Origin of the sequence: Cupriavidus sp. H18C1 (genome assembly GCF_049311595.1) — a bacterium.
GTDB classification, from domain to species: Bacteria; Pseudomonadota; Gammaproteobacteria; order Burkholderiales; family Burkholderiaceae; genus Cupriavidus; species Cupriavidus cauae.
Window position 1 is genome coordinate 3,030,991 of sequence record NZ_CP186008.1, and the last position, 23,628, is coordinate 3,054,618.

A 23,628-nucleotide genomic window follows, 5' to 3' on the forward strand; every position below is an offset into this window, starting at 1 on the left:
AGCGGACCGCTCAGCGAACCCTGAACCGCCGCCTGTTTCTCCTCACCTGGTGTGCCGGCCTTCCCGGCGTGATCACCATGGCATGGCTGGGGGGTGCCGGTGCTGCTGCAGCACCAGAGCCTTCCCGTGCCGACGTGGATCGTCGGCCTGGCCAGCGGCGTGCAGAGCGCGCTGTTGCTCGCGCTGGCGGCCTTCGCCGGGGCGAAGCTCGCCGGCAAGGTCGGGCTGCGGGCGCCCGCCTTGGCCGAGCTCGCGTCCGGCCGGGCGCCGTGGGCTGCGTTGCGCCCGCAGTGCCTGCCGGGCCTGGTCGGCGGCGTGTTTGCCGGCGTGTTGCTGTGGGGTTTGATCGCGACCGCGCCGCAAGCGGCGGCGCCGATTCACGGCGCGACGATGCCGCTGGCCGTGCGGCTGCTGTACGGCGGCGTGACCGAGGAAGTCCTGGTCCGCTGGGGACTGATGAGCCTGCTGGTGTGGGCGCTGTGGCGCGTACTCCGACGCGATGCCCGAGGCGATACCGGCACCCCCGGCGCAGGGCTGGTCTGGATCGCGATCGCGCTCAGCGCCGTGGTGTTCGGGCTCGCGCATCTGCCCGCCGCGGCGGGCTTGGCCGGACCGCTGGCATGGCCGGTGGTGCTGCATCTGACCGCGGCCAACGCCGCCTTCGGCGTGATCGCGGGCTTCCTGTTCTGGCGCTACGGCCTCGAGGCGGCCATCATCGCCCATCTGGTGGCGCACCTGACGCTGGCCGCGATCGTCGGCAGGTGAGCGTCAGGTAAGCGGCCGGTGAGCGGCAGGTGATCGGGAAGTGGGGGGCAGGTAAGCGTCAGGTCAGCGTCCCTCGGTCCACGAGGCCCCATGTTAGACTCGCCGCCGATCCCCGGCCGCATGCGCCGCGGACGTCCAGTTTCCGACCCTTCCCCGACACCCCACCGTGGCCCCGCCGCAGCACGGCTTCATCCTGACCCGCCATTGGCACGACACGCCGGCCGGCACCGAGATCGAAATCTGGTTGGCCACCGATGACGGTCCGCGGCGCCTGCGCCTGCCGCCGCAGCCGTGCGTCGCCTTCATTCCCGAGGAGCAGCAGCCGCGCGCCGATGCCTTGCTGCGCGGCGAGCCCCAGGTCGAGCTCAAGCCGCTGGCGCTGAAGGACTTCCGGCTGCGTGCCGTCACCGGCGTCTATTGCCGCCACTACCGGCAACTGCTGCGCATCGAGAAGACGCTGCGGCAGGCCGGCATCGATGTCTACGAGGCCGATATCCGGCCGCCGGAGCGCTATCTGATGGAGCGCTTCATCACCGCGCCGATCCAGTTCTCCGGGCGGCAGGACGCGGACGGCGCGCTGGTCGACGTGCAGATCCGGCCCGCCGCCAGCTATCGCCCCCAGCTGCGCTGCGTGTCGCTGGATATCGAGACCAGCATGCAGGGCGATCTCTATTCGATCGCGCTGGAGGGTTGCGGCGACCGCACTGTGCTGATGCTCGGTCCACGGACCGGCAGCGATGCCGGCACGCAAGATCCCCCCGTCGATCCCCGCCTCGATCCCGGCGTCGATCCCGGCGTCGATTTCCACCTCGAATACTGCGACAGCCCGGCCGACATGCTGCATCGGCTGATCGCCTGGTTCGACCGGCACGACCCGGACGCGATCATCGGCTGGAACCTGGTGCAGTTCGACCTGCGCGTGCTGCGCCAGCATGCCGAGCAGTTGAAGGTGCCGCTGCGCCTGGGCCGCGGCGGCGCGCCGCTCGAATGGCGGCAGCACGGCACGCGCGAGCACCACTACTTCGCCGCGCTGCCCGGGCGCCTGATCATCGACGGCATCGAGGCGATGCGCTCGGCGACCTGGAGCTTCGCCTCGTTCAGCCTGGAGTTCGTCGCGCGCTCGCTGCTGGGCGAGGGCAAGGACATCGACGATCCGTACGACCGGATGGATGCGATCGACCGCATGTTCGCCACCGACAAGGCGGCGCTGGCGCGCTACAACCTGAAGGACTGCGAGCTGGTCACGCGCATCTTCCAGAAGGCGGAACTGCTGCAGTTCCTGCTGGACCGCGCCACGGTCACGGGCCTGGAGGCCGATCGCAGCGGCGGTTCGGTGGCGGCCTTCACGCATCTGTACCTGCCGCGCATGCATCGGCTCGGCTATGTCGCGCCGAACCTGGGCGACCAGCCGGAGGAGGCCAGCCCCGGCGGCTTCGTGATGGACTCGCGCCCGGGGCTGTACGACTCGGTGCTGGTGCTCGACTACAAGAGCCTGTATCCGTCGATCATCCGCACCTTCCTGATCGATCCGGTCGGGCTGGTGGAGGGCATGCACCGCGCCGATCCGGCGCAGACCGTGCCGGGCTTTCGCGGCGCGCGCTTCTCGCGCGACAGCCACGCGCTGCCGGCCATCGTCGCCGAGATCTGGCAGGGCCGCGACGCCGCCAAGCGCGACGGCAACAAGCCGCTGTCGCAGGCGCTGAAGATCATCATGAATGCGTTCTACGGCGTGCTCGGCTCGACCGGCTGCCGTTTCTTCGATGCCCGGCTGGCCTCGTCGATCACGATGCGCGGCCACGAGATCATGCGCAGGACGCGCGAGCTGGTCGAAGGGCGCGGCTACACGGTGATCTACGGCGATACCGATTCGACTTTCGTGGCCCTCGGCCGCCGCCACGGCGACGAGGACGCGGACCGCATCGGGCGCGAGCTGGTCGCGCACATCAACGACTGGTGGCGCGCGCACCTGCGCGAGGCCTACGGGCTGGCCAGCGCGCTGGAGATCCAGTACGAGACCCACTACCGGCGCTTCCTGATGCCGACCGTGCGCGGCGCCGAGGACGGCAGCAAGAAGCGCTATGCGGGCCTGGTGCGCGGCGCGGACGGCAGCGAGCAGATGGTGTTCAAGGGGCTGGAGGCGGTGCGCACCGACTGGTCGCCGCTGGCGCAGGCGTTCCAGCAGGAGCTGTATCGGCGCGTCTTCCAGGGCGAGCCGTATGCGGACTATGTGCGCGAATACGTCGCCAGGCTGCTGCGCGGCGAGCTCGATGCGCTGCTGGTCTATCGCAAGCGGCTGCGCCGGCAGCTGGACGACTACCAGCGCAATGTGCCGCCGCATGTGCGGGCGGCGCGCGTCGCCGACGACTTCAACAGAGACCGGGGCCGGCCGCTGCAATACCGGCAGGGCGCGTGGATCCAGTACGTGATGACCGTCGCGGGCCCGGAGCCCCTGGAGGTCCGCCGGGCGCCGATCGACTACGACCACTACCTGACCCGGCAGCTGCAGCCGGTCGCCGACGCGATCCTGCCCTTCGTCGGCGACGCCTTCGACAACGTGGTCAGCCGGCAGCTGGGGCTGTTCTAGCTGCCGGCGCGTCGTGGGTCGGCTTCAGTTCGCCGCCACCGGGGCGATCGACTCGTGCGGCGTCGCGGTGCGCTGCGCGGCCTTGTGGACCATCGTGTAGGCGTAGTCGATGCCCATGCCGTAGGCGCCCGAGTGTTCCTGCGCCAGGCCGATCACGGCGTCGTAGGTGCCGCGGCGCGCCCAGTCGCGTTGCCATTCCAGCGCGACCTGCTGCCAGGTCACCGGCACCACGCCGGCCTGGATCATGCGCTGCATCGCGTAGTCGTGCGCTTCCTTGGTGGTGCCGCCCGAGGCGTCGGCCACCATGTAGATCTCGTAGTCGCCTTCGAGCATCGCGCTCAGCGCGAAGGTGGTGTTGCAGACCTCGGTCCACAGGCCGGCCACGACCACCTTCCTGCGGCCGTTGGCCTTCAGCGCGTCGCGCACCTTCTGGTCGTCCCACGAGTTCATCGAGGTGCGTTCGAGCGTCTTCTGGTTCGGGAACACATCGAGCAGCTCGGGATAGGTGTAGCCCGAAAACGATTCGCTCTCGACCGTGGTGATGATGGTCGGAATCTCGAAGATCTTCGCGGCCTTGGCCAGGCCCACCACATTGTTCTTCATCAGCTGGCGGTCCATCGACTGCACGCCGAAGGCCATCTGCGGCTGGTGGTCGATGATGATCAGCTGGCTGTTTTGCGGGGTCAGGACTTCGAGCTTCGGGTTCGACATGGCGGTTCCTTTGGTCAAATTGATTGAATCAATCGCAGCGCGCTGTGTTGCCGTTTGTTTATCGGCGTATTGCTGCGATGGAGTGAACTATACGGACCAATGGAGTCGCCGAATGGGGCTATTTGCGAAACAGTTATTCAATAATTTTGAATTATAGGGGGGTGGCCGTTTTTCAGCCCGCTGCGGCCTCGGCATCGTGTGCCGTGCCGACGCGCAGCGTGGCTCCGGGCCATTTCCCCTCGCGCACCAGCGTGCGGGCCACATCGGTCAGCACCACGCGCGCGGCCAGCGCGGCCGGCGACAGCTCGTCGTCGTTCAGGCTGACCAGCAGGTTCGGCCGGCTCGCGCGTTCGTCCAGCAGCGGCACGCTGGCGAGCTGGTCGCTGTGGGTGCGGGCCAGCGCCGCGCCGGGCTGGATCGTCGCGCCGAGACCGCCTTGCACCGCGTCCATCAGCACCGCCAGTCCATCGACCTCGGCGACGATGCGCGGCTGCGCCTTGGCATCGTGAAAGCAGCTCGTCACCAGCGCGCGCAAGCCATGCGTGCCGCTGGGCAGCACCAGCGGCAGGCCCGCCAGCGACGCCATGGCGACGCCTTCGCCGTCGGGCATGCCGGCGAGCGAGCGCACGCCGATCACGAACAGGCGCTCGTCGAGCAGCGGCTGCACGGTCCAGCGTTGCGCCGGCTCGTCATTGAACAGCATCGCCAGATCGATCTGGCGTGCGTTCAGCATCGAGGCGAGATAGCCCGACAGGCTTTCGACCATGCGCAGCCGCACGTCGGGGTAGCGCTCGGCCATCGCGCGCATGAAGGGCAGGCCGAGCACGCTGGCGGTGGTCGGCGCCAGGCCGACGCTGACATGGCCGGACAGGCGCGCGTGTTTGGCCGCCTCGGCGGCATCGTCGATATGCCGCAGCGCCAGTTGCGCCTGCCGCCAGAAGGCGAGGCCGGCATCGGTGGGGACCACGCCGCTGGAGGTCCGCTGCAGCAGCCGCGTCGACAGCTCGCTCTCGAGGCGGCTGATCTGCTGGCTCAGGGCCGAGGTGACGACGCCGAGTTCGAGCGCCGCCTTGCCCATGCTGCCGTGCTGCACCACGGTGACGAAGTAGCGCAGTTGTCTGAGTTCCATGGCGCCGTCCCTTGCCTGTTCTTGTCGTGTGCGAAGGCTGCATGGTAGCGAAGATGGCTTTGCGCTCCTCCGCTGTGTCGCGCGCCCGGTGTCTGGCTGGTGTGCGTTTTTTCGGCCAGGCACGCGCCGGATGCCGCCTCTCGTGAGCGGCAACGACATCGCGCCCTACGTTCGGGTGATGTGCTTCGGACAAACCTTGAGCAAGATAGCGCCCGTGGGCTCGAATGCATTTCGGCCCCGCTACCACTGATGCCCCGCAGCTCCCCGGCTTGCGGGGCTTTTTTTGCTTGGCGCGCAGGGCGTGCCCGAACGGGCGTGGGGCGCTCAGCGCGAGCGCAGTACCGCCTCGATCGCCGCGGCCGCCTCGCGCAGCGGCGACAGATAGCGCTCGGCCAGCGTGCCGGCACTGCGGCTGCCGAGCACCATGCTGAAGCCCAGTCCAGCCACTACCTTGCCGGTCTGGTCGTGCAGCGGCACCGAGATGCCGGCGAAGCCGTCGACCAGCTCGCTGACCAGCACGCAATGGCCGTCCTCGCGCACCTGCGCCAGCGTGGCGCGCAGCGCCTCGCGCGAATCGACGGTGAACGGCGTCAGCTTGCGCAGCTCGGCGTGCGCGAGGTAGCGCTCCAGCGCCTCGTCATCGAGGCCCGCCAGCAGCACGCGTCCCAGCGAATGCGCGTAGGCCGGCATGCGCCGCCCGATCGCCATGTCCACGCGCAGGATCTGGCGCGGCTCTTCGCGGGCGACCAGCACCACGGCGTCGTCGTCCAGCATGCCGACCGAACAGGTCTCGCCGCAGCGGCTCGCCAGCGCGCGTAGATGCGGCTGGGCCAGCCGCGGCAGGCTCATCGAGGCGAAATACGCGTAGCCGAGCTCCATCACGCGTGGGGTCAGCGAGAACTGCCGGCCGTGCTGCGCCAGATAACCGTTGTGGTGGAGCGTCAACAGCAGCCGGCGCGCCGCCGCCCGCGTGACATCGAGGCGGTCGGCGACGTCCTGCATCGTCAGGCTCTCGACGCCGCTGGCGAACAGCCGCAGCAGCGCCAGCCCCTTGTTCAGGGGAGTCGAGCAGCTCATCCTTTTTCTGCGTCGGGGCCTCGGCTTCGGGCATGGGGAGCGGTCCTGGATCGGGCGTTGAAGTGACGTGGAATATACGTCGGGATGGAATTGCGGCGATTGTAGTGCCGACTTCGGGCTTGCGCGAATCGGCCGGTCGTCCGTATGATACGGCGATCCGCGAACAAATGTTCGCAAAACGCGAACCGCAACATTCCGCCGACAAGCGCGCTCCGATGCCGGGCGCCGACGGCGACAGCGGCGCCCCGCGCGCCGCGGCATCAGGAGACAGCATGAAGGTGATCACCGCAGACCAGGCGGCGGCCCTGGTACAGGACCGATGGACCGTCGCAAGCGCCGGCTTCGTCGGCGCCGGCCATGCCGAGGCGGTGACGGAGGCGCTGGAGCGGCGCTTCCTGCAGAGCGGCCTGCCGCGCGACCTGACGCTGGTCTATTCGGCCGGGCAGGGCGACCGCGGCGCACGCGGCGTCAATCATTTCGGCAATGCCGGCATGACCGCGTCGATCGTCGGCGGCCACTGGCGCTCGGCGACGCGGCTGGCGGACCTGGCGATGGCCGAGCAGTGCGAGGGCTACAACCTGCCGCAGGGCGTGCTGACCCACCTGTACCGCGCGATCGCCGGCGGCAAGCCCGGCGTGATGACGAAGATCGGCCTGCACACCTTCGTCGATCCGCGCAGCGAGCGCGACCCGCGCTACCACGGCGGCGCCGTCAACCGGCGCGCCCGCGAGGCGATCGCCGAGGGCCGCGCCAACTGGGTCGAGGCCGTGTCCTTCCGCGGCGACGACTATCTGTTCTATCCGAGCTTCCCGATCCATTGCGCGCTGATCCGCTGCACCGCGGCCGATCCGCGCGGCAACCTGAGCACGCATCGCGAAGCCTTCCACCACGAGCTGCTGGCGATGGCGCAGGCCGCGCACAACTCGGGCGGCATCGTGATCGCGCAGGTCGAGCAGCTGGTCGACCATCACGACAACCTGCAGGCCATCCATGTGCCGGGCATCCTGGTCGACTATGTGGTGGTCAGCCAGGACCCGGCCCATCATCAGATGACCTTCGCCGAGCGCTTCAACGCGGCCTACGTGACGCCGTGGCGCGGCGAGGCGGCGGCGCGGCAAGCGGCGCCTGCCGATGCGGAGGCCAATGCCGGCGTCGTGGCCGATGTTGTGGCCGACGTGATGCCCGATGCCGACCCGGCGCCCGCAACGCTCGACGCCCGCACCATCGCGCAGCGCCGTGCGGTGCTGGAACTGGCCAGGCGCCGGCCGCGCGTGGTCAATCTCGGCGTCGGCATGCCGGCGGCGGTCGGCATGCTGGCCGGACAGGCGGGGCTGGACGGCTTCACGCTGACGGTCGAGGCCGGCCCGATCGGCGGCACGCCGGCCGATGGCCTGAGCTTCGGCGCGTCGGCCTATCCCGAGGCCGTGATCGACCAGCCCGCGCAATTCGATTTCTACGAGGGCGGCGGCATCGACCTGGCGATCCTCGGCCTGGCCGAGCTCGACGGCCACGGCAACGTCAACGTCAGCAAGTTCGGCGAGGGCGCGCAGGCGTTGATCGCCGGCGTCGGCGGCTTCATCAACATCACGCAGAGCGCCAAGGCCGTGGTCTTCATGGGCACGCTGACGGCGGGCGGACTCGAGGTCCGCGCCGAGGGCGGCCAGCTGCAGATCGCGCGCGAGGGCCGCGTGAAGAAGATCGTGCCCGAGGTCTCGCATCTGAGCTTCAACGGGCCGTATGTGGCCTCGCTGGGCGTGCCGGTGCTGTACATCACCGAGCGGGCGGTGTTCGAGATGCGCGCCGATGCGAATGGCGAAGCGCGCCTGACGCTGATCGAGATCGCGCCCGGCGTGGACCTGCAGCGCGACGTGCTGGCGCAGTGCGCGACGCCGATCGCGGTCGCGCCCGATCTGCGCCCGATGGATGCCTGCCTGTTCCGGCCGGGACCGTTCTCTATCGCCACGGCGGACTGAACCGCGCCGCGGTGGGTCAAGGCCGGCCGAGGCGGGCCGACGCCCGCCAACGGCCACCCATCACGACCGGGAGATTTCGCGGGGCGGCCCAATGCCCGCCCCCTTCCTCCACAACAACGACAAGGCCGGACCACCGGCCACGCAGTACACCAAGGAGACCAACCACGCCTTGTTTCGACTGGAAATGACGGGATCGATTTGCGCTCCAGGGGGACCACGGGCTTCCCTGCGAGTCGCCGAGAGTTGCCTGTTTCGCCGGCGCGCCCCATGCGGATTGCGCCGATTTCGGATGACATTTCTCTTGTTGCCATGCAGAACACAAGCCGCCGTACCTTCGCGCGCCGCCTCGGCGCCGCCATGCTGACCGTTTCCCTGCCGCTGTGCGCCACCCAGGCGTTCGCCGACAGCTATCCCTCCAAGCCGATCCGGCTGGTGGTGCCGTTCCCGCCGGGCGGCCCGACCGATACCGCCGCGCGCATCATCGGGCAGAAGCTCAGTGATTCGCTGAAGCAGCCGGTGGTGGTCGACAACCGCCCCGGCGCCTCCGGCACCATCGGCGCCGAGACCGTCGCCAAGAGCGCGCCGGACGGCTACACGCTGCTGGTGCTGGCCACGCCCACGCTGATCGCGCCGCATCTGATCAACCGCAAGGGCTACGACCTGTTCAAGGACTTCGCGCCGATCGGCGCCGCCTACGATCTTCCGATCGTGATGGTGGTCAATCCGAACGCGCTGCCCGACGTGACCACGCTGCAGCAGTACATCGCCAAGGCCAAGGCCAAGCCGGGCGAGATGAACTACACCAGCGCCGGCAACGGCAGCTTCGGCCATCTGTCGACCGAGCTGCTGCAGAACCTGGGCAGCTTCGACGTGCAGCACGTGCCGTACAAGGGCAGCGCGCCGGCGATCTCGGATCTGCTCGCCGGCCAGGTGCCGATGATGTTCTCCGACATGATCGCCGCGCTGCCGCACATCAAGGCCGGCAAGCTGCGTCCGATCGCGGTGGGCTCGGCCAAGCGCGTCAGCTTCACGCCCGAGGTCAAGACCGTGGCCGAGCAGGGCTTCCCGGGCTTCGAGGCGACCGCCTGGGGCGGCCTGCTGGCGCCGGCCGGCACGCCGAAGGACATCATCGCGAAGCTGTCGGCCGAGCTGAAGGCCGCGCTGGCCGATCCGACCGTCCAGCAGAAGATGCTGGGCGCGGGCACGGTGGCGGCCTACATGCCGCCGGAACAGTTGGCCGCACGCATGCGCGCCGACGACAAGAAGTGGGGCAAGGTCATCCAGGACAACGGCATCAAGGGCGACTGATACGCCCGCGCCCGTCATGGGCGCACCGTGGCTTGCCTGTCTTAGCGGGGTAGGGTGAGGGCCGGCGATCGCGAGGTCGCCGGCCCTTGCTTTTTGTGGCGGGCGTCGGTGGCGGGCGTCGATAGCCGCCGGAGATGCCTGCGGTCGATGGCGGCGCTCGATGGCTCCGGTCGATGGCTTCGCTCGATGGCCGCCGGCGATGGCCGCCGGCGATGGCCGCCGGCGATGGCGGCCCGCTCGTGCGCTTACTGCCGTGCAGACGAAGCCGCCAGCGCCTCGCCGCGCGCGAGAAAGCGCCGGTATTCCTCCGGCGGAACGAACAGCCCGCCGGTGGTCCAGACCAGATGCGTGGCGGTGGCCATCGCGTCGGTCAAGCCATGGCGGGCCAGATAGGCCTGCCCGGCCTCGGTGCCCATCAGCATCGCCGGCCCTGCGAAGCCCGCCGCGGCCGATGGCTCGATCTCGATGCCGGCATCGCGCCTGGCCAGATACAGGTCGCGGAACAGCTGTTCGTCCGCCACGGTATAGACTCCCGACAGCAGTTCGCGCATCGCCGCCGCGGCCAGTTCGGAGGCGCGCGGCACCGCCAGGCCGTCGGCCTCGGTGCGATTGCTGAGCCCGTAGTCGTAGACCGAGGGATTGCCGCCCGCGCCGTTGATCTCGGCGCCGATCATCTGCACCAGGAAGCACGGCGACTGCGTCGGCTCGGCGAAGAAGCAATGCGCGTGCGGCCCATAGAGCTGCTTCAGGCCGAACGCGATGCCGGCCGGCGCGCCGCCGACCCCGCAGGGCAGATAGACGAACAACGGACGCTTCGCGTCGGGCGCGATGCCGTGCTCGCGCAATTGCGCGTCGAGCCGCGGCACCGCGGCGCTGTAGCCGAGCAGCAGCGACAGCGAGCGCTCGTCGTCGACGAAATGACAGTAGGGATCCTGCTGCGCCTGCGCGCGTCCGGCGGCCACCGCTTGCTGGTAGTCGCCCGCGTGCTCGATTACCTCGACGCCGCGCGAGCGCAGCCGGTCCTTCTTCCACGCCTTGGCGTCGGCCGACATGTGCACCACCGCGCGAAAGCCCAGCGCGGACGCCATCACGCCGATGCTCAGGCCCAGATTGCCGGTCGAGCCCACCGCGACCTGGTAGCGCGAGAAGACCGCGCGCGCCGCCGGTTCGGCCAGCCGGCGATAGTCGCCGCCGTCGCCACCGTCCGCAGCCTCGGTGACCAGTCCGTGTTGCAGCGCCAGCCGTTCGGCGAATTCGAGCACCTCGTGGATGCCGCCGCGGGCCTTGATCGAGCCGGCCACCGGCAGGCTGTGATCGGCCTTGATCCAGAGCGCGCCGCTGCCAGGCGGCAACTCGATGGCGGGCGCCAGCGCGGCCGCCGGCAGCAGCGGCGATTCGATGGCGCCGGCGCTGTCCGCCAGTTCCGGAAACAGCCGCTGCAGCAGCGGTGCGAAGCGCGCGAAGCGGGCGTGGGCCGCATGGACATCAGCTAGACTAATGTCCTTCGCGCCCGTGCGGACCGCCGCCGGGGTTTGCGGCGCCAGCAGCGGATTGGTCCACAGGCATGGCCGGGCCGCGCCGAGCGCCGCCAGCAGTGCGGCATCGGCGGCCGGAGCCGCAGTGCTTGCCGCTGGGGCGGAGACGGTCTTTTCCTGCGGGGAATTCGGGGCGTTCTGGCTGGAGTCGTTCACTTCGATCGTCGGCGTGGGGGGCGCGGTTGGAGTGCGGTTGAAACGCGGTTGGCGTCGTTCTTCGAGGATCAGCGGGGCCATCGCGGACCCATCCTCAGGCCGGCCCTCAGGCCGGCACCTTCTCCGCATTCTTCGCGCAACCACCGATTCCGGCAAACCATTCCTGCTGTGCCATGCATTAATGACACTAATGACAACGAAGACCACGGCGCTCTCCGCCTCCCTGCTGGCCTGGCTGCGCTGCTTCGAAGCGGCGGCGCGCCACCACAGCTTCACCCGCGCCGCCGGCGAGCTGTGCGTGACGCAGGGCGCGGTCAGCCAGCAGGTCAAGCACCTGGAGCAATGGCTGGGGCGCCCGCTATTCGTGCGCACGCCGCGCGCGCTGGTGCCGACGCCCGAGGGCGAGCGGCTGCGCGTGGTGCTGCGCGATTCGTTCGAGGCGATCGAAGGCGCGCTGGGCCAGTTGCGCCAGCGCGGCGAGACGGGGCCGGTGTCGCTGTCGTGCTCGCCTTCGTTCGCAATGCGCTGGCTGACGCCGCGGCTGGGCAGCTTCTTCCGCGACCATGCCGATATCGGGCTGCGCGTGCAGGGCGAATTCCAGGCACTCGACCGTAGCCGGATGCTGCGCGAGGGCATCGACGCGGCGGTGCGGTTCGATCCCGGGGCGTACCGCGACGTGCACGCGCGGCGCTTCCTCGGCGAATGGCTGCTGCCGGTGGCCAGCCCGGCCTTCGTCGCCGCGCATCCGGAGCTGCGTGCGCCGGGGGACCTGCGCGGCGAACTGCTGCTGCACGACGCCAGTCCCTGGGACGGCGCCGGCGAGTTCGACGAATGGGGCGCGTGGCTGGAGCAGGCCGGCGTCACGGTGCCGGACCTGCCGCAGGGCCAGCGCTTCAACCTGTCGCAACTGGCGATCGGCGCGGCGCTGGCGGGGCAGGGCGTCGCAATGGGGCGGACCGCGCTGGTGCTGGAAGACCTGCAGGCGGGCCGGCTGGTCGACCTGTTCGGCCTGCATCTGCCCAGCCAGGCCGCCTACTACTTCGTCTCCGCGCAGGCGCAGAGCCCGCAGGCGGCGGCCATCGAGGCGTGGCTCGTTGCCGAGGGCGCGGCGTTCGATGCCGAGCGTGACCGATGGCGGAAGGGGGCAGGCGGGGCGCGGACACCGGCCGCGCGCCTGTGCCGGACGCGACAGCCGCGGCGATAAGGCGCAGCGATAAGGCGCAGCGATAAGGCGCGGCGATCAGGTGCGGCGGTGAGGTGCGGCGATCAGGTGCGGCGATCAGGTGCGGCGATCAGGTGCGGCGATCAGGTGCGGCGGTGAGAAATGGCGATAAGGCGCAGCGATAAGACGCGGCGACAAGACGCGGCGTGGCCGCTTCAGCCCGATGCCGACGATGCCCTCGATCGGCCCAGCACCGCATGGACCCGGGCGATAAAGGCTTCCGCCGCGGGCGACAGCGTGTGGCCGGCCAGCGACACGATGCCATAGGCCGTCTTCTGGTCCAGCGTCGGCGCGATCGTCAACGCTTTCGCACGCGTGCCGCGCATGACCGCCTTCGGCAGCAGCCCGACCGTGTCCGACCCCAGCACCAGCGTGCGCACCGCATGCATTTCGTCGCAGTGGATGGTCAGCAGCTCGCGCGCGGGATCGACGCCTTGCGCGGCGAGAAGGCGGCGGAACGAGTCGGACACGCGCTGCGGCACGCGCGGGCCGGCCACCGGGTAACGCGTCAGGTCGGCCAGCGTGACCTTCGCACGGGCGGCCAGCGGATGGCCGCCGCGGACATAGAAGGCCGTCTCCACCGGCGGCAGCCGTTCGATGCGCAGCTGCGCGGTCTGCGCGAGGCTGTGGCTCTCGCCGACGAACAGGTCCAGCCGCTCGGCCTCGAGCCTGCGCACCAGCGACGGCGTATCGGCAATCTCCAGCTCGATCCGCAGCGCCGGATAGGCGGTGGCCAGCGCGGTCAGCACCGGGCTCATCAGGAAGGCCGCGGCGAAGGGACCGAAGCCGACCCGCAGTTCGCCGATCGCAACGTCCTGCAGCAATTCCAGGTCGCGGCGCAGTTCACGGCCCTCGCGCAGCATGCGCCGCGCGCGCTCCAGCACGATCAGGCCGGCCGCGGTCGGCCGCGCCTTGCCATAGGCGCGGTCGACCAGCTGGCTGCCGCAGTCGCTCTCGAGCGCCTGGATGCTGCGCGACAGGGCTGGCTGCGACAGATGCAGCGCCGCCGCGGCGCGCGCGAAGTTGCCCTGTTCCACCAGCGTGACGAAATGCTGCAGTTGCCGCAGGCCCATCGTGACTTTGCGCTCCATGCATGAAGATCTGAAAAATATTGCATTTGACGTTGATTCTCAAGCCGGTAAGCTGGCTGGCGGCAAGCACAAGCCAAAACAAGCCAAAACAAGCCAAAGCAAGCCGAAGCAAGCCACCACAAGACATCAGAAAACGGAATCAACGGAGACAAAGGATGTTCAAACGCGCGCTGCTCGCGCTGGCCCTCGGTGGCCTGGCGCTGACCCAGGCCGCCACGGCGCTGGCCCAGAGCTATCCGACCAGGCCGATCCGCATCGTCGTGCCCTACGCCGCCGGCGGCGGCACCGACGTGGTGGCGCGGGCGCTCGGCGAGCGGCTGTCCAAGCGGCTGGGCCAGCCGGTGATCATCGACAACAAGGCCGGGGCGTCGGGCATCATCGGCACCGACATGGTCGCCAAGGCGGCGCCGGACGGCCATACGTTGCTGATCACGCTGACCCAGTCGGTGCTGACCAACCAGTTTCTCTACGCCAGGCTGCCCTACGATCCGCGCAAGGATCTGACGCTGATCAGCGTGATCGCCGACGCGCCGCTGGTGCTGGCGGTGCCGCCGTCGCTGCCGGTGCGCTCGGTGCGCGAGCTGGCCGACTACGGCCGCGCGCATCCGGGCAAGGTGACCTACGGTTCGTGGGGCGTGGGCTCGTACCCCCATCTGACCGGCGCCTACTTCAGCCGCGACAACGGCGGCGACATGGTCCACGCCCCGTACAAGGGCGAGGCGCCGATGCTGCAGGACCTGCTGGGCGGCCAGCTGCAGTTCGCGGTGGCGAGCGTGCTGTCGGCGCGTCCGCATATCGAGGCGGGCAAGCTGCGCCCGCTCGCGGTCACGGGTACGCAGCGCGTGTCGACGCTGCCGGATGTGCCGACCTTCGCCGAGGCCGGCATGGACGACGGCGTCTACAAGACGCTGGGCTGGATCGGGCTGCTGGCGCCGGCGGGGGACGCCGCCGGCGATCGTCGCGCGGCTCGACGAGGTATTGCGCGCGGAGGTGCGCACTGCCGAGATGCAGGCGCGCTTTGCCGCGCTGGCGCTGCGCCCGATCGCCGGCACGCCCGCCCAGGCCCAGGCGCTGTATGCGCGCGACTGGCCCATCCTGAAGATGCTGGTGGCGGATTCGGGCGCCAGGCTCGACTGAGCGCGGACCGAACGCCCACCCAACGGCCACTGGGCGCCAGCTCAGCGGCGGTTCAGTGCCGGCCCAGCGTCGGCCCAGCGCCGGCCCAGCGCCGGCTCAACCCCCACCGAACGCCGATGCGAACGGCGGCCGCACGGCCGCCAATCTGCCTGCCTGGACCGCCGGTACGCCCGTACCGCCCCCGCCGCGGCGCTAACACAGCGCCGCGCGCCGCACTACCCCGCACCTGCCCGCTGTTGTAGAATCTAAGTCTTTGATTCTGTAGCGCTATTGATTGGCTTGCCCAGATGTTGCCGATCTGGTTGCCGATCTCGACGCGGCAGGGGCCTTGAAATCGGTGCCGGAATGCGGTGCCGACTCCCCAGGCCCCGATCCGCCCTTGCCGCCCAGGCCAAGTGCTGCGCGGCTACCGCCAGTTCCATTGCGTTCGATCGATGCGTGTCCGCTGGCGCCGGGTTCGCCTTCGCCAGACACCCATACCATGACCACCACCACGAACACGAACACCACTGCTGTACCGACCCCCCGCCGACGACATCACCTTCGACAGCTTCGGGCTCGACCCGCGCGTGCTGCGGGCGCTGACCGAGCAGGGCTATACCAAGCCGACGCCGATCCAGGCGCAGGCGATCCCGGTGGTGCTGCTGGGCAAGGACGTGATGGGCGCGGCGCAGACCGGCACCGGCAAGACCGCGGGCTTCGCGCTGCCGATCATCCAGCGCCTGCTGCCGCTGGCCAATTCCAGCGCCTCGCCGGCGCGGCACCCGGTGCGCGCGCTGATGCTGACGCCGACGCGCGAACTGGCCGACCAGGTCTACGACAACGTGGCGCGCTATGCGCGTTTCACCGACCTGCGCAGCACCGTGGTGTTCGGCGGCGTCGACATGAATCCGCAGACCGACGCGCTGCGGCGCGGCGTCGAGATCCTGGTCGCGACCCCGGGCCGCCTGCTCGACCACGTGCAGCAGAAGTCGGTCAACCTGTCGCAGGTGCAGATGCTGGTGCTCGACGAGGCCGACCGCATGCTGGACATGGGCTTCCTGCCGGACCTGCAGCGCATCATCAACCTGCTGCCGGCCAAGCGCCAGACGCTGCTGTTCTCGGCGACCTTCTCGCCCGAGATCAAGAAGCTGGCGGCCAGCTATCTGCACCAGCCGGTGACGATCGAAGTGGCGCGCAGCAATTCGGCCAACGAGAACGTGCGCCAGACCGTGTACCAGGTGCAGGACGGCCAGAAGCAGGAGGCCGTGGTGCATCTGCTGAAGCAGCGCGCCGAGCAGGGGCTGTCTCGCCAGTGCATCGTCTTCGTCAACAGCAAGATCGGCTGCTCGCGCCTGGCGCGCCATCTGGAGCGCGAGGGCATCAATGCCGCCGCGATCCACGGCGACAAGACCCAGACCGAGCGGATGCAGACACTGGAAGGCTTCAAGCAGGGCAACATCGACGCGCTGGTCGCGACCGACGTCGCCGCGCGCGGCCTCGACATCGCCGACATGCCTTGCGTGATCAACTTCGATCTGCCGTTCAACGCCGAGGACTATGTGCACCGGATCGGCCGTACCGGCCGCGCGGGTGCCACCGGCGATGCGCTGTCGATCTTCGTGCCGGGCGACGAACGGCTGCTGGCCGATATCGAGAAGATGCTGAAGCGGCAGATTCCGCGGGCGCAGCTCGAAGGCTTCGATCCGGCGGGCGCGCGCTTCCGCGCTGCCGACGACGACCGCCGCCGCGGGCGCTCGAGCGAACCGCGCCGCCCGCGCGCCGACAGCGAGGACCGTCCGCGCAAGGCCGATCACGGCAACGCGCGCAACGCCTTCCGACCGGCGGACGATCCGTTCTTCTCGCGTCCCTACGAGCCGAGCCCGAGCGCATCGTCGGCGCCTGCGGAGCCGACGCTCGATCCGCGCCAGGTCGGCCTGGCACGCGCCCGGCCGAAGCGCCCGGTCGCCGCGCTGCTCGGCGGCGTGCCGCGCAAGTCCTGATTCCTGCTCGCCTTCCGGGCGCTTCCCGGCGAAGCGTTCCGTCACGACGCGCCGCCTGACGACGGTGCGGTTCCCTAGCTGGCTGCCGGTGTCACCCACCTCGCTGCCCACTGCGCCGTCGCCTCGGCCAGCCAGCCGTCCACATCGCTCCGGCCGCTGCGCAAGTCCAGATGCGCGCCGGCAGCGCGCAGCGCGTCCAGCGGTGCCAGCGCGTCGATCGCCTCGGCGCCGGTCTGCTTGCTCAGTTTCTCCCCGATCTCGTTGACCACCACCGGCACATGCAGATAGGCCGGCGTCGGCAATCCCAGCAGCCGCTGCAGATGGATCTGGCGCGGGGTCGAGTCCAGCAGGTCGGCGCCGCGCACGATATGCGTGATGCCCTGCAGCCCGTCGTCGACCACCACCGCGAGTTGATACGCCCATAGGCCATCGGCCCGGCGCAGCACGAAGTCGCCCAGCTCGGTGGCCAGGTCCTGGCATTGCCGGCCCTGCCAGCGATCGTCGAAGCACAGCAACGCCGCTTCGCCGTCCGGCACGCGCACGCGCCAGGCGCGTGGCAGCTTGCCGTGCAGGCCGTTGCGGCAGGTGCCGGGGTAGGCCAGGGTCTGATGGCGCTCGCGCACGTGGCGCAGCGAGTCGGCGATCTCCTTGCGCGAGCAGCCGCAGGGATAGACCAGCCCGGCCGCCTCGAGCCGGTGCAGCGCGTCGGCGTACAGCGCCTCGCGCCGGCTCTGCCAGACCGGCTCCTCGTCCGGATGCAGGCCCAGGCGGTCGAGCGTCTGCAGGATCTGCCGGTCGGCGTCGCGCACGCAGCGCGGATAGTCGATGTCCTCGATGCGCACCAGCCACTGGCCGCGATGGGCGCGGGCATCGAGCCAGCTTGCCAGCGCGGTGACCAGCGAGCCCAGATGCAGCGGCCCGGTGGGGGGAGGGGGCGAAGCGGCCGCGGTAGGGTGGATCTGACGGCTGGCCATCTCGCGGCCGGCTATCCGGCAACTGACGGTCGGACGGCTGAAGATCGGACGACCGACGGCCGGCGGGCCGGGGTTCTGACGGCCGACGATCCGATGGCTGATCGGTCTGCCCCGGTACTGCTGTCATGTCCGGCTACTCCGGCGCACCCGGTTGTTGCGACAGCAGCGCCTGCGCCAGCCGGGGGTTCTGCAGCTTGTCGGTCCACCATTGCAGCGCCTTGCCGCGATGGCTGGTGCGCCAGGCGATGGTGAAGGTGCCGGGCGCGCGCACCTCGACGGTCTCGCGCACCTGCAGCACGCCGCTCTCGATATGCGGCTGCGCCATCGGCGCCGGCAGCCAGCCGCAGCCCAGGCCGCGGATCTGCGCATCGAGCTTGTCGCGCATGGTCGGCACCACCAGCATGTCCTGCCCGGCCAGCACGCCGTGCGTGCGCGCCGGCAGATTGCGCGAGGTGTCGCCGACCGCGACGATGCGGTGGCGGGCGATCTGCGTGCTGGTCAGCGGGCCGGGCTCGGTGGCGAGCGGATGGTGGGCGGCGACCGCGAACACGAAGGGCATCGCGCCGAGCGAACGGATCTGGAAGCCCTGCGTGCTGGGCGCATCGTAGGCGCCGCCGATCACCAGGTCGGCGCGGTTGCTGACCAGCGCGTCCCAGGAGCCGCCCAGCACCTCCTTGGCGAAGCGCAGCCGCGTGGCGCTGTTCTCCGCGTAGAAGTCCTGGATCACCGGCAGCAGCGCGCGGAAATTGATCAGGTCGTCGACCACGACATTGAGGCTGGCCTCCCAGCCGGTGGCCAGGCGCTTGACCCGGCGCGCCAGGTCGTCGGCCGCGTGCAGCAGGTGGCGGCCCTCGTCGAGCAGGGCGCGGCCGGCCGGGGTCAGTTCGGCGCGGTGGCGGCGCCGGTCGAACAGCAGCACGTCGAGGTCTTCTTCCAGCCGGCGCACCACATAGGTGAGTGCGGACGGCACCTTGCCCATTTCGTGCGCGGCCGCCGCGAAGCTGCCCTTGCGTTCGATGGCGTCGAGAACTTCCAGGGATTCAAGAGAGAGTGGCATATTCAGAAATTCTGAATGAGTGCTTGCAAATGGCCCGCCGCCAATATAGCGCAGCCGTCCTAAACTTCCTAGCATCGTTGCAGAACAGACGGTCCATATGCAAGTCCGGGAGGATGAAGCCGAGGACCACTAGCCAGGAAGGACATCAAAATGATTGAAATTCGCAAGTCCGCAGAACGTGGTTATGCCGACCATGGTTGGCTCCAGTCGTATCACAGCTTCTCGTTCGCCGATTACTTCGATCCGCGCCATGTGCAGTTCGGGCCGCTGCGAGTGATCAACGAAGACCGCGTCGCGCCCGGCATGGGCTTCGGCACGCACGGCCACCGCGACATGGAGATCATCAGCTATGTGCTGTCGGGCGAGCTGGCGCACAAGGACAGCATCGGCAACGGCAGCGTGATCCGCCCCCGGCGACGTGCAGCGGATGAGCGCCGGCACCGGCGTGCGGCACTCCGAGTACAACCACGCGGCGCACGACACCACGCATTTCCTGCAGATCTGGATCGTGCCGGACCGCAACGGCATCGAGCCGGGCTACGAGGAGAAGCATTTCGACGCTGCCGACAAGCGCGGCCGGCTGCGCCTGGTCGGCAGCCGCGACGGGGCCGACGGCTCGGTGCGGATCCATCAGGACGTGCGTCTCTACGCCGGCCTGTTCGATGGCGACGAGGCCGCCACGCTGGCGCTGGCCCCGGGACGGCGCGCCTATGTGCATGTCGCCCGCGGCGCCATCACGGTCAACGGCCAGGCGCTGGAGGCCGGCGATGCCGCGAAGCTCGAAGGCGTCGATGCGGTCAGCCTGGCCCAGGGCGATGGCGCCGAGGTGCTGGTGTTCGACCTGCCGTGACATGCAAGGCGTCGTCCCCGCGAAAGCGGGGACCCGCTGACTCATCCCTGTGCCCTCAGGCCGCCGCACGCCCGCATGTGCGAGGGCGGCGGGATGACGGCAGGCAGATGTAACGCAAAGTCCCGCCCGGCAGGGCAGGCGGAAGCGCTGTGCTATCTTCTCGCTATAGATAAGCGCCCGGACCGGCACATGGTCCGGGACGCCCCGGCAGCTCGCCTCGCCGCCTATTTTCGACCCGAGATGACCTTCGTTTCCGTCCTTCTTGCGCTGATCGCCGAGCAGTTCCGCGCCCTGGGCCGCAACAATCCCATTCACGAAATGGTGCGCGCGCTCGCCGAACGGGCCGAGCGCGCCTTCGACACCGGCCGGCCGCGCGACGCGGCGCTGGCGTGGATGACGGTGGCGCTGCCGCTGACCCTGGCGGCGCTGGTGGTCCATCACTTGCTGGCCACCATCAGCGTGGCGCTGACGCTGGCCTGGAATGTCCTGCTGCTGTACCTGACGCTGGGCTTCCGCCAGTTCAGCCACTACTTCACCGATATCCACGACGCGCTCAACCGCGACGATCCGGCCACCGCCCGCGCGCTGCTGCACGAGTGGACCGGGCTCGATACCGTCGACATGCCGATCAGCGAGATCGTGCGCCATACGCTCGAGGCGGCCATCGTCGCCGTGCACCGGCATGTGTTCGGGGTGTTCTTCTGGTTCCTGCTGCCGATCGGCCCGGCCGGCGTGGTGCTGTACCGCGTCGCCGAATACCTGTCGCGGCAATGGAACCTGCCGTCGTCCGAGCGCAGCCCGGCCTTCGGCCGCTTTGCCGCGCGCGCCTTCCATCTGATGGACTGGATCCCGTCGCGGCTGACCGCGATCGGCTTTGCGATCGTCGGCAACTTCGAGGACGCGGTCTACGCCTGGCGCAACCATGCGCGCAAGTGGCGCGACGAGACCAACGGCATCCTGCTGGCCAGCGGGGGGCGGCGCGCTCGGCGTGCGGCTCGGCACGCCGCTGCCCGAGGACGACACCAGCGTGGTGCTGGCCAGCCCCGGCACCGGCGCCGCCTTCGACTATGCGCCGGGCATGGAGGACGACGGCGTGCCCGAGCCCGCCGCGCCCGAGCTCGGCGCCGATCCCGGCGTGCGGGCGCTGCAGTCCGCGGTCGGGCTGGTCTGGCGCGCGGTGGTGCTGTGGATGCTGCTGCTGGCGATGCTGTCGCTGGCGAGCTGGGTCGGCTGAGGGCCGGCGGCCGGGGCGGTCGCTCATGCCTGGGCCGCGATCCAGGGCTGCGGTTCAGGGCCTCGGTTCAGGACCCAGTTCAGGGCCGGATTCAGTGCGCGGTTCAGAACTCGCGTTCGGTGCCCGGTTCAGGGCCGCGGGCTGCCGCACTGCCAGCAGGCGCCGAACTGCGCCTCGTGCCATTCGCCGCAGCGCGTGCAGCGCCAGCGCGGCCCCGGCGCCGGATTGGCGGCGGCATCGAGCACCGCCCACGCTTCCTCCTCGCGCGCATCGTCGAGCAGCCACACCTGCGGCGCGCTCTCCTGAAACGGAATATCGCCGGTCGCCCCGGCCAGCCAGGTATTGCGCAGTTGCGCGCGAATGCCCGCCGCCAGCAGCAGATTGCGGCAGTGGGCCGCATGCACCAGCGAGGGCGTCGACAGCAGCAGTTTCATCGGCGTCACCGGCAGTGGGGATGCGGGACACCTTAGCACGGGCCCGGCGAGAGGGGGAGAGACCCCTACGGCTTGCTTACCACGGCTTCTGCTGCCGCGACTCGTGCAGCAGCTGCAGATACAGCTGATGCCGCCGCGGCGCGATGCCGCCGGCGTCCACCGAGGCCAGCACCCCGCACCCCGGCTCGTTGATGTGGTGGCAGTTGTAGAACCGGCATTCGGTCAGCCGCGGGCGGAACTCCGGGAAGGCGCGCTCGAGCATGCCTTCGGACAGATGGTGCAGGCCAAACTCCTGGAAGCCGGGCGAATCGATCAGGCTGCCGCCCTGGCCCCAGTCGTCGGGCAGGTGGTAGAGCCGCGTGAACGTCGTGGTGTGCTTGCCCGAATCGAGCTTGGCCGAGATCTCGCGGGTTTGCGCCTCCACGCCAGGAATCAACAGGTTCAGCAGCGACGACTTGCCCATGCCGGACTGGCCGATCAGGATGGTCGCGCGCCCGGCGGTCAGCGGACGCAGCTGCGCCAGCGCGTCGTCGGGATTGCCGTGCACCGACAACTCCACGGTGCGATAGCCGAGCTGGCGGTACAGCGTCAGCCGGCGCCGCGCCTCCTCCAGCCGTTCGGTCAGATCGGTCTTGTTCAGCAGGATCAGCGGCGCGATCTCCAGCGCCTCGGCGGAAACCAGCGCGCGGCCCAGCAGGTCCTCGGAGAAGCTGGGCTCGGTCGCCAGCACGATCGCGACCTGGTCGATATTGGCGGCCAGCAGCTTGGACTTGAACTGGTCGGAGCGATGCAGCAGATTGCGGCGCGGCTCGACCTCGACGATCACGCACTGGTCCGCCGCGGCACGCTCGACGCGCACGCGATCGCCGACCGCGCATTCGCTCTTCTTGCCGCGCGGAAACGCATGCATGCGCGTGCGCTCCCCATCGTCCAGTTCGATCACATAGTGGCGACCGTGCGCGGCGACGATCAGCGCGGATTCGCGCGTCGATCCGGGCGTCGACCCACGCGTCGATGCGGCAGGCACGCCGCGGCCGGCGGCGGCGCCGCCTCGTTGTCGGTCGGGGCGGTTCATGCGTGCGCCAGCAGCCGGTCGATACGCTGCGCCGCGGGCGGGTGCGAGTAGTAGAACGCGCTGTAGAGCGGGTCGGGCGTCAGCGTCGACGCGTTGTCCTTGTACAGCTTGACCAGCGCCGATACCAGATGGCCGGCATCGGCGTGCTCGGCGGCAAACGCGTCGGCCTCGAATTCATGCCGGCGCGAGGTCAGGCTCGACAGCGGTCCGAGCAGGAACGTGAACACCGGCAGCGTCAGGAAGAACAGCACCAGCGCCAGCGCGTGGCTGTCCGACATCAGGTTCGGCAGCACGCCCAGGCCCGTGTAGAACCACGCCTGCGTCGACAGCCAGCCCAGCAGCGCGAGGAAGGCCAGGCTCAGCGCGAACGTCACGACGATGCGCTTGACGATATGGCGCCGCTTGAAGTGGCCGAGCTCGTGCGCGAGCACGGCCTCGATCTCGTCGGCGTTCAGCCGCGACAGCAGCGTGTCGAAGAAGACGATGCGCTTGGCCGCGCCGAAGCCGGTGAAATAGGCGTTGCCGTGCGCGCTGCGGCGCGAGCCGTCCATCACGAACAGGCCCTTGCTGGCGAAGCCGCAGCGGCGCATCAGCGCCTCGATGCGCTGCTTCAGCGTCTCGTCGGTCAACGGCTCGAACTTGTTGAACAGCGGCGCGATCCAGGTCGGGAAGATCACCAGCAGCACCAGGTTGAAGGCCATCCACACCACCCAGGTCCACAGCCACCACCACGGGCCGGTCCGGTCCATCAGCCACAGCACCGCCAGCAGCAGCGGCAGGCCAAGCACCGCGGCCACCACCAGCATCTTGATGGTGTCGAGCAGCCACAGCCGCCATGTCATCCGGTTGAAGCCGAAGCGCTGCTCGATGCCGAACTGCGCGTACAGCGTGAAGGGCAGCTCGGCCAGCCCGCCGATCAGCGCGACGCTGGCGATCAGCGCGACGCCATAGGCGTAGCCGGGGCCGAGCGTGCCGTACCAGAACTGGTTCAGCCAGTGCAGGCCGCCGAGCAGCGTGAAGCCGATCAGCACGGCGGCGCCGGCCAGCACTTCGAGCATCGACAGCCGCGTGCGGGCGATCGTGTAGTCGGCGGCCTTGCGGTGCGCGGCCAGCGAGATGGTATCGGCGAAGCGCGGCGGCACGGTGTCGCGATGCAGGCCGACATGGCGAACCTGGCGCGCGGCCAGCCAGAGTTTGGTGAGCACCATCACCACCAGGGCGACGAGAAAAAGCAGCGTGAACATCGGGTCCTTGCCTTGTGGGGCGGTCTAGTGCCATCGATATGCGAGAATTATATGACTTCGCGCCGGGCCGCCGTCCGTGCTGTCCATCCG

15 protein-coding genes and 4 pseudogenes are annotated in these 23,628 nt (G+C 69.6%); 9 read left to right on the forward strand and 10 right to left on the reverse strand.

Annotation, left to right across the window (positions count from 1 at the left end):
* The first annotated feature begins 126 nt into the window (after window positions 1-126).
* Together OJJOAM_RS14025 and OJJOAM_RS14030 are read left to right on the forward strand one after the other, a co-directional pair.
* Window positions 127-765 carry a type II CAAX prenyl endopeptidase Rce1 family protein gene (locus OJJOAM_RS14025; RefSeq protein ID WP_422648301.1) on the forward strand — a complete coding sequence of 213 codons (639 nt, stop codon included), beginning with the start codon at window positions 127-129 and terminating at the stop codon, window positions 763-765.
* A 166-nt stretch (window positions 766-931) separates the two neighbouring features.
* Window positions 932-3,349 carry a DNA polymerase II gene (locus OJJOAM_RS14030; protein ID WP_422648302.1) on the forward strand — a complete coding sequence of 806 codons (2,418 nt, stop codon included), beginning with the start codon at window positions 932-934 and terminating at the stop codon, window positions 3,347-3,349.
* Window positions 3,350-3,373: 24 nt separating this feature from the next.
* Here the strand turns inward: OJJOAM_RS14030 and OJJOAM_RS14035 are convergent, their stop codons facing one another.
* From OJJOAM_RS14035 to OJJOAM_RS14045, 3 genes are all read right to left on the reverse strand, one after another.
* Window positions 3,374-4,060, reverse strand: a complete 687-nt coding sequence (locus OJJOAM_RS14035; protein WP_422648303.1) for a hydrolase — start codon at window positions 4,058-4,060, stop codon at window positions 3,374-3,376.
* Window positions 4,061-4,232: 172 nt separating this feature from the next.
* A complete protein-coding gene (locus OJJOAM_RS14040) occupies window positions 4,233-5,189 on the reverse strand; it encodes a LysR family transcriptional regulator (protein ID WP_422648304.1) in 957 nt (318 codons plus the stop codon).
* Between the two features lie 324 nt (window positions 5,190-5,513).
* Entirely contained in the window at window positions 5,514-6,266 is a 753-nt protein-coding gene (locus tag OJJOAM_RS14045) for an IclR family transcriptional regulator domain-containing protein (protein WP_422648305.1), read from the reverse strand.
* Between the two features lie 272 nt (window positions 6,267-6,538).
* Here OJJOAM_RS14045 and OJJOAM_RS14050 point away from each other — a divergent pair, with 272 nt between their 5' ends.
* Window positions 6,539-8,239 (forward strand): acyl CoA:acetate/3-ketoacid CoA transferase, encoded by a 1,701-nt coding sequence (locus OJJOAM_RS14050; protein ID WP_422648306.1) that lies wholly within the window; start codon window positions 6,539-6,541, stop codon window positions 8,237-8,239.
* Between the two features lie 309 nt (window positions 8,240-8,548).
* Window positions 8,549-9,547, forward strand: a complete 999-nt coding sequence (locus OJJOAM_RS14055) for a Bug family tripartite tricarboxylate transporter substrate binding protein (protein WP_422648307.1) — start codon at window positions 8,549-8,551, stop codon at window positions 9,545-9,547.
* Window positions 9,548-9,792: 245 nt separating this feature from the next.
* Here OJJOAM_RS14055 and OJJOAM_RS14060 read toward each other — a convergent pair whose 3' ends face one another.
* Window positions 9,793-11,319 (reverse strand): D-serine ammonia-lyase, encoded by a 1,527-nt coding sequence (locus OJJOAM_RS14060; protein WP_422648308.1) that lies wholly within the window; start codon window positions 11,317-11,319, stop codon window positions 9,793-9,795.
* 100 nt (window positions 11,320-11,419) lie between these two features.
* On the opposite strand from OJJOAM_RS14060, the gene OJJOAM_RS14065 reads away from it, so the two are divergent.
* Window positions 11,420-12,442, forward strand: a complete 1,023-nt coding sequence (locus tag OJJOAM_RS14065; RefSeq protein ID WP_422648309.1) for a LysR substrate-binding domain-containing protein — start codon at window positions 11,420-11,422, stop codon at window positions 12,440-12,442.
* 173 nt (window positions 12,443-12,615) lie between these two features.
* Here OJJOAM_RS14065 and OJJOAM_RS14070 read toward each other — a convergent pair whose 3' ends face one another.
* A complete protein-coding gene (locus OJJOAM_RS14070) occupies window positions 12,616-13,551 on the reverse strand; it encodes a LysR family transcriptional regulator (RefSeq protein ID WP_422648310.1) in 936 nt (311 codons plus the stop codon).
* Window positions 13,552-13,706: 155 nt separating this feature from the next.
* On the opposite strand from OJJOAM_RS14070, the pseudogene OJJOAM_RS14075 reads away from it, so the two are divergent.
* Window positions 13,707-14,688, forward strand: a pseudogene (locus tag OJJOAM_RS14075) (Bug family tripartite tricarboxylate transporter substrate binding protein).
* A 569-nt stretch (window positions 14,689-15,257) separates the two neighbouring features.
* On the forward strand, window positions 15,258-16,670 hold the full coding sequence (locus OJJOAM_RS14080; RefSeq protein ID WP_422648311.1) for a DEAD/DEAH box helicase: 1,413 nt from the start codon (window positions 15,258-15,260) through the stop codon (window positions 16,668-16,670).
* A 74-nt stretch (window positions 16,671-16,744) separates the two neighbouring features.
* Here OJJOAM_RS14080 and gluQRS read toward each other — a convergent pair.
* Together gluQRS and OJJOAM_RS14090 are read right to left on the reverse strand one after the other, a co-directional pair.
* Window positions 16,745-17,666: pseudogene (gene gluQRS / locus OJJOAM_RS14085) on the reverse strand (tRNA glutamyl-Q(34) synthetase GluQRS).
* 111 nt (window positions 17,667-17,777) lie between these two features.
* Complete coding sequence (locus tag OJJOAM_RS14090) at window positions 17,778-18,701, reverse strand: LysR family transcriptional regulator (RefSeq protein ID WP_422648312.1); 924 nt, start codon at window positions 18,699-18,701, stop codon at window positions 17,778-17,780.
* 150 nt (window positions 18,702-18,851) lie between these two features.
* Here OJJOAM_RS14090 and OJJOAM_RS14095 point away from each other — a divergent pair.
* Window positions 18,852-19,551: pseudogene (locus OJJOAM_RS14095) on the forward strand (pirin family protein).
* Between the two features lie 240 nt (window positions 19,552-19,791).
* Window positions 19,792-20,785 (forward strand): annotated as a pseudogene (locus tag OJJOAM_RS14100) (CobD/CbiB family protein).
* Window positions 20,786-20,913: 128 nt separating this feature from the next.
* Here the strand turns inward: OJJOAM_RS14100 and OJJOAM_RS14105 are convergent.
* The 3 genes from OJJOAM_RS14105 to OJJOAM_RS14115 form a co-directional block, all read right to left on the reverse strand.
* Window positions 20,914-21,219, reverse strand: a complete 306-nt coding sequence (locus tag OJJOAM_RS14105) for a putative signal transducing protein (RefSeq protein WP_149316964.1) — start codon at window positions 21,217-21,219, stop codon at window positions 20,914-20,916.
* Window positions 21,220-21,295: 76 nt separating this feature from the next.
* Window positions 21,296-22,294, reverse strand: a complete 999-nt coding sequence (rsgA, locus tag OJJOAM_RS14110) for a ribosome small subunit-dependent GTPase A (protein ID WP_422648313.1) — start codon at window positions 22,292-22,294, stop codon at window positions 21,296-21,298.
* Complete coding sequence (locus tag OJJOAM_RS14115) at window positions 22,291-23,538, reverse strand: M48 family metallopeptidase (RefSeq protein WP_422648314.1); 1,248 nt, start codon at window positions 23,536-23,538, stop codon at window positions 22,291-22,293. Before OJJOAM_RS14115 ends, rsgA begins: the two co-directional genes overlap by 4 nt.
* Window positions 23,539-23,628 lie beyond the last annotated feature (90 nt).

What these genes read in the sequence shown, in the direction of transcription:
- OJJOAM_RS14060 (WP_422648308.1), bottom strand. Translation starts at nt 11,319, where the DNA reads ATGGCCCCGCTGATCCTCGAAGAACGACGCCAACCGCGTTTCAACCGC.
- OJJOAM_RS14090 (WP_422648312.1), bottom strand. Translation starts at nt 18,701, where the DNA reads ATGCCACTCTCTCTTGAATCCCTGGAAGTTCTCGACGCCATCGAACGC.
- OJJOAM_RS14045 (WP_422648305.1), bottom strand. Translation starts at nt 6,266, where the DNA reads ATGAGCTGCTCGACTCCCCTGAACAAGGGGCTGGCGCTGCTGCGGCTG.
- OJJOAM_RS14070 (WP_422648310.1), bottom strand. Translation starts at nt 13,551, where the DNA reads ATGGAGCGCAAAGTCACGATGGGCCTGCGGCAACTGCAGCATTTCGTC.
- OJJOAM_RS14040 (WP_422648304.1), bottom strand. Translation starts at nt 5,189, where the DNA reads ATGGAACTCAGACAACTGCGCTACTTCGTCACCGTGGTGCAGCACGGC.
- OJJOAM_RS14055 (WP_422648307.1), top strand. Translation starts at nt 8,549, where the DNA reads ATGCAGAACACAAGCCGCCGTACCTTCGCGCGCCGCCTCGGCGCCGCC.
- OJJOAM_RS14115 (WP_422648314.1), bottom strand. Translation starts at nt 23,538, where the DNA reads ATGTTCACGCTGCTTTTTCTCGTCGCCCTGGTGGTGATGGTGCTCACC.
- rsgA (WP_422648313.1), bottom strand. Translation starts at nt 22,294, where the DNA reads ATGAACCGCCCCGACCGACAACGAGGCGGCGCCGCCGCCGGCCGCGGC.
- OJJOAM_RS14105 (WP_149316964.1), bottom strand. Translation starts at nt 21,219, where the DNA reads ATGAAACTGCTGCTGTCGACGCCCTCGCTGGTGCATGCGGCCCACTGC.
- OJJOAM_RS14050 (WP_422648306.1), top strand. Translation starts at nt 6,539, where the DNA reads ATGAAGGTGATCACCGCAGACCAGGCGGCGGCCCTGGTACAGGACCGA.
- OJJOAM_RS14035 (WP_422648303.1), bottom strand. Translation starts at nt 4,060, where the DNA reads ATGTCGAACCCGAAGCTCGAAGTCCTGACCCCGCAAAACAGCCAGCTG.
- OJJOAM_RS14065 (WP_422648309.1), top strand. Translation starts at nt 11,420, where the DNA reads ATGACACTAATGACAACGAAGACCACGGCGCTCTCCGCCTCCCTGCTG.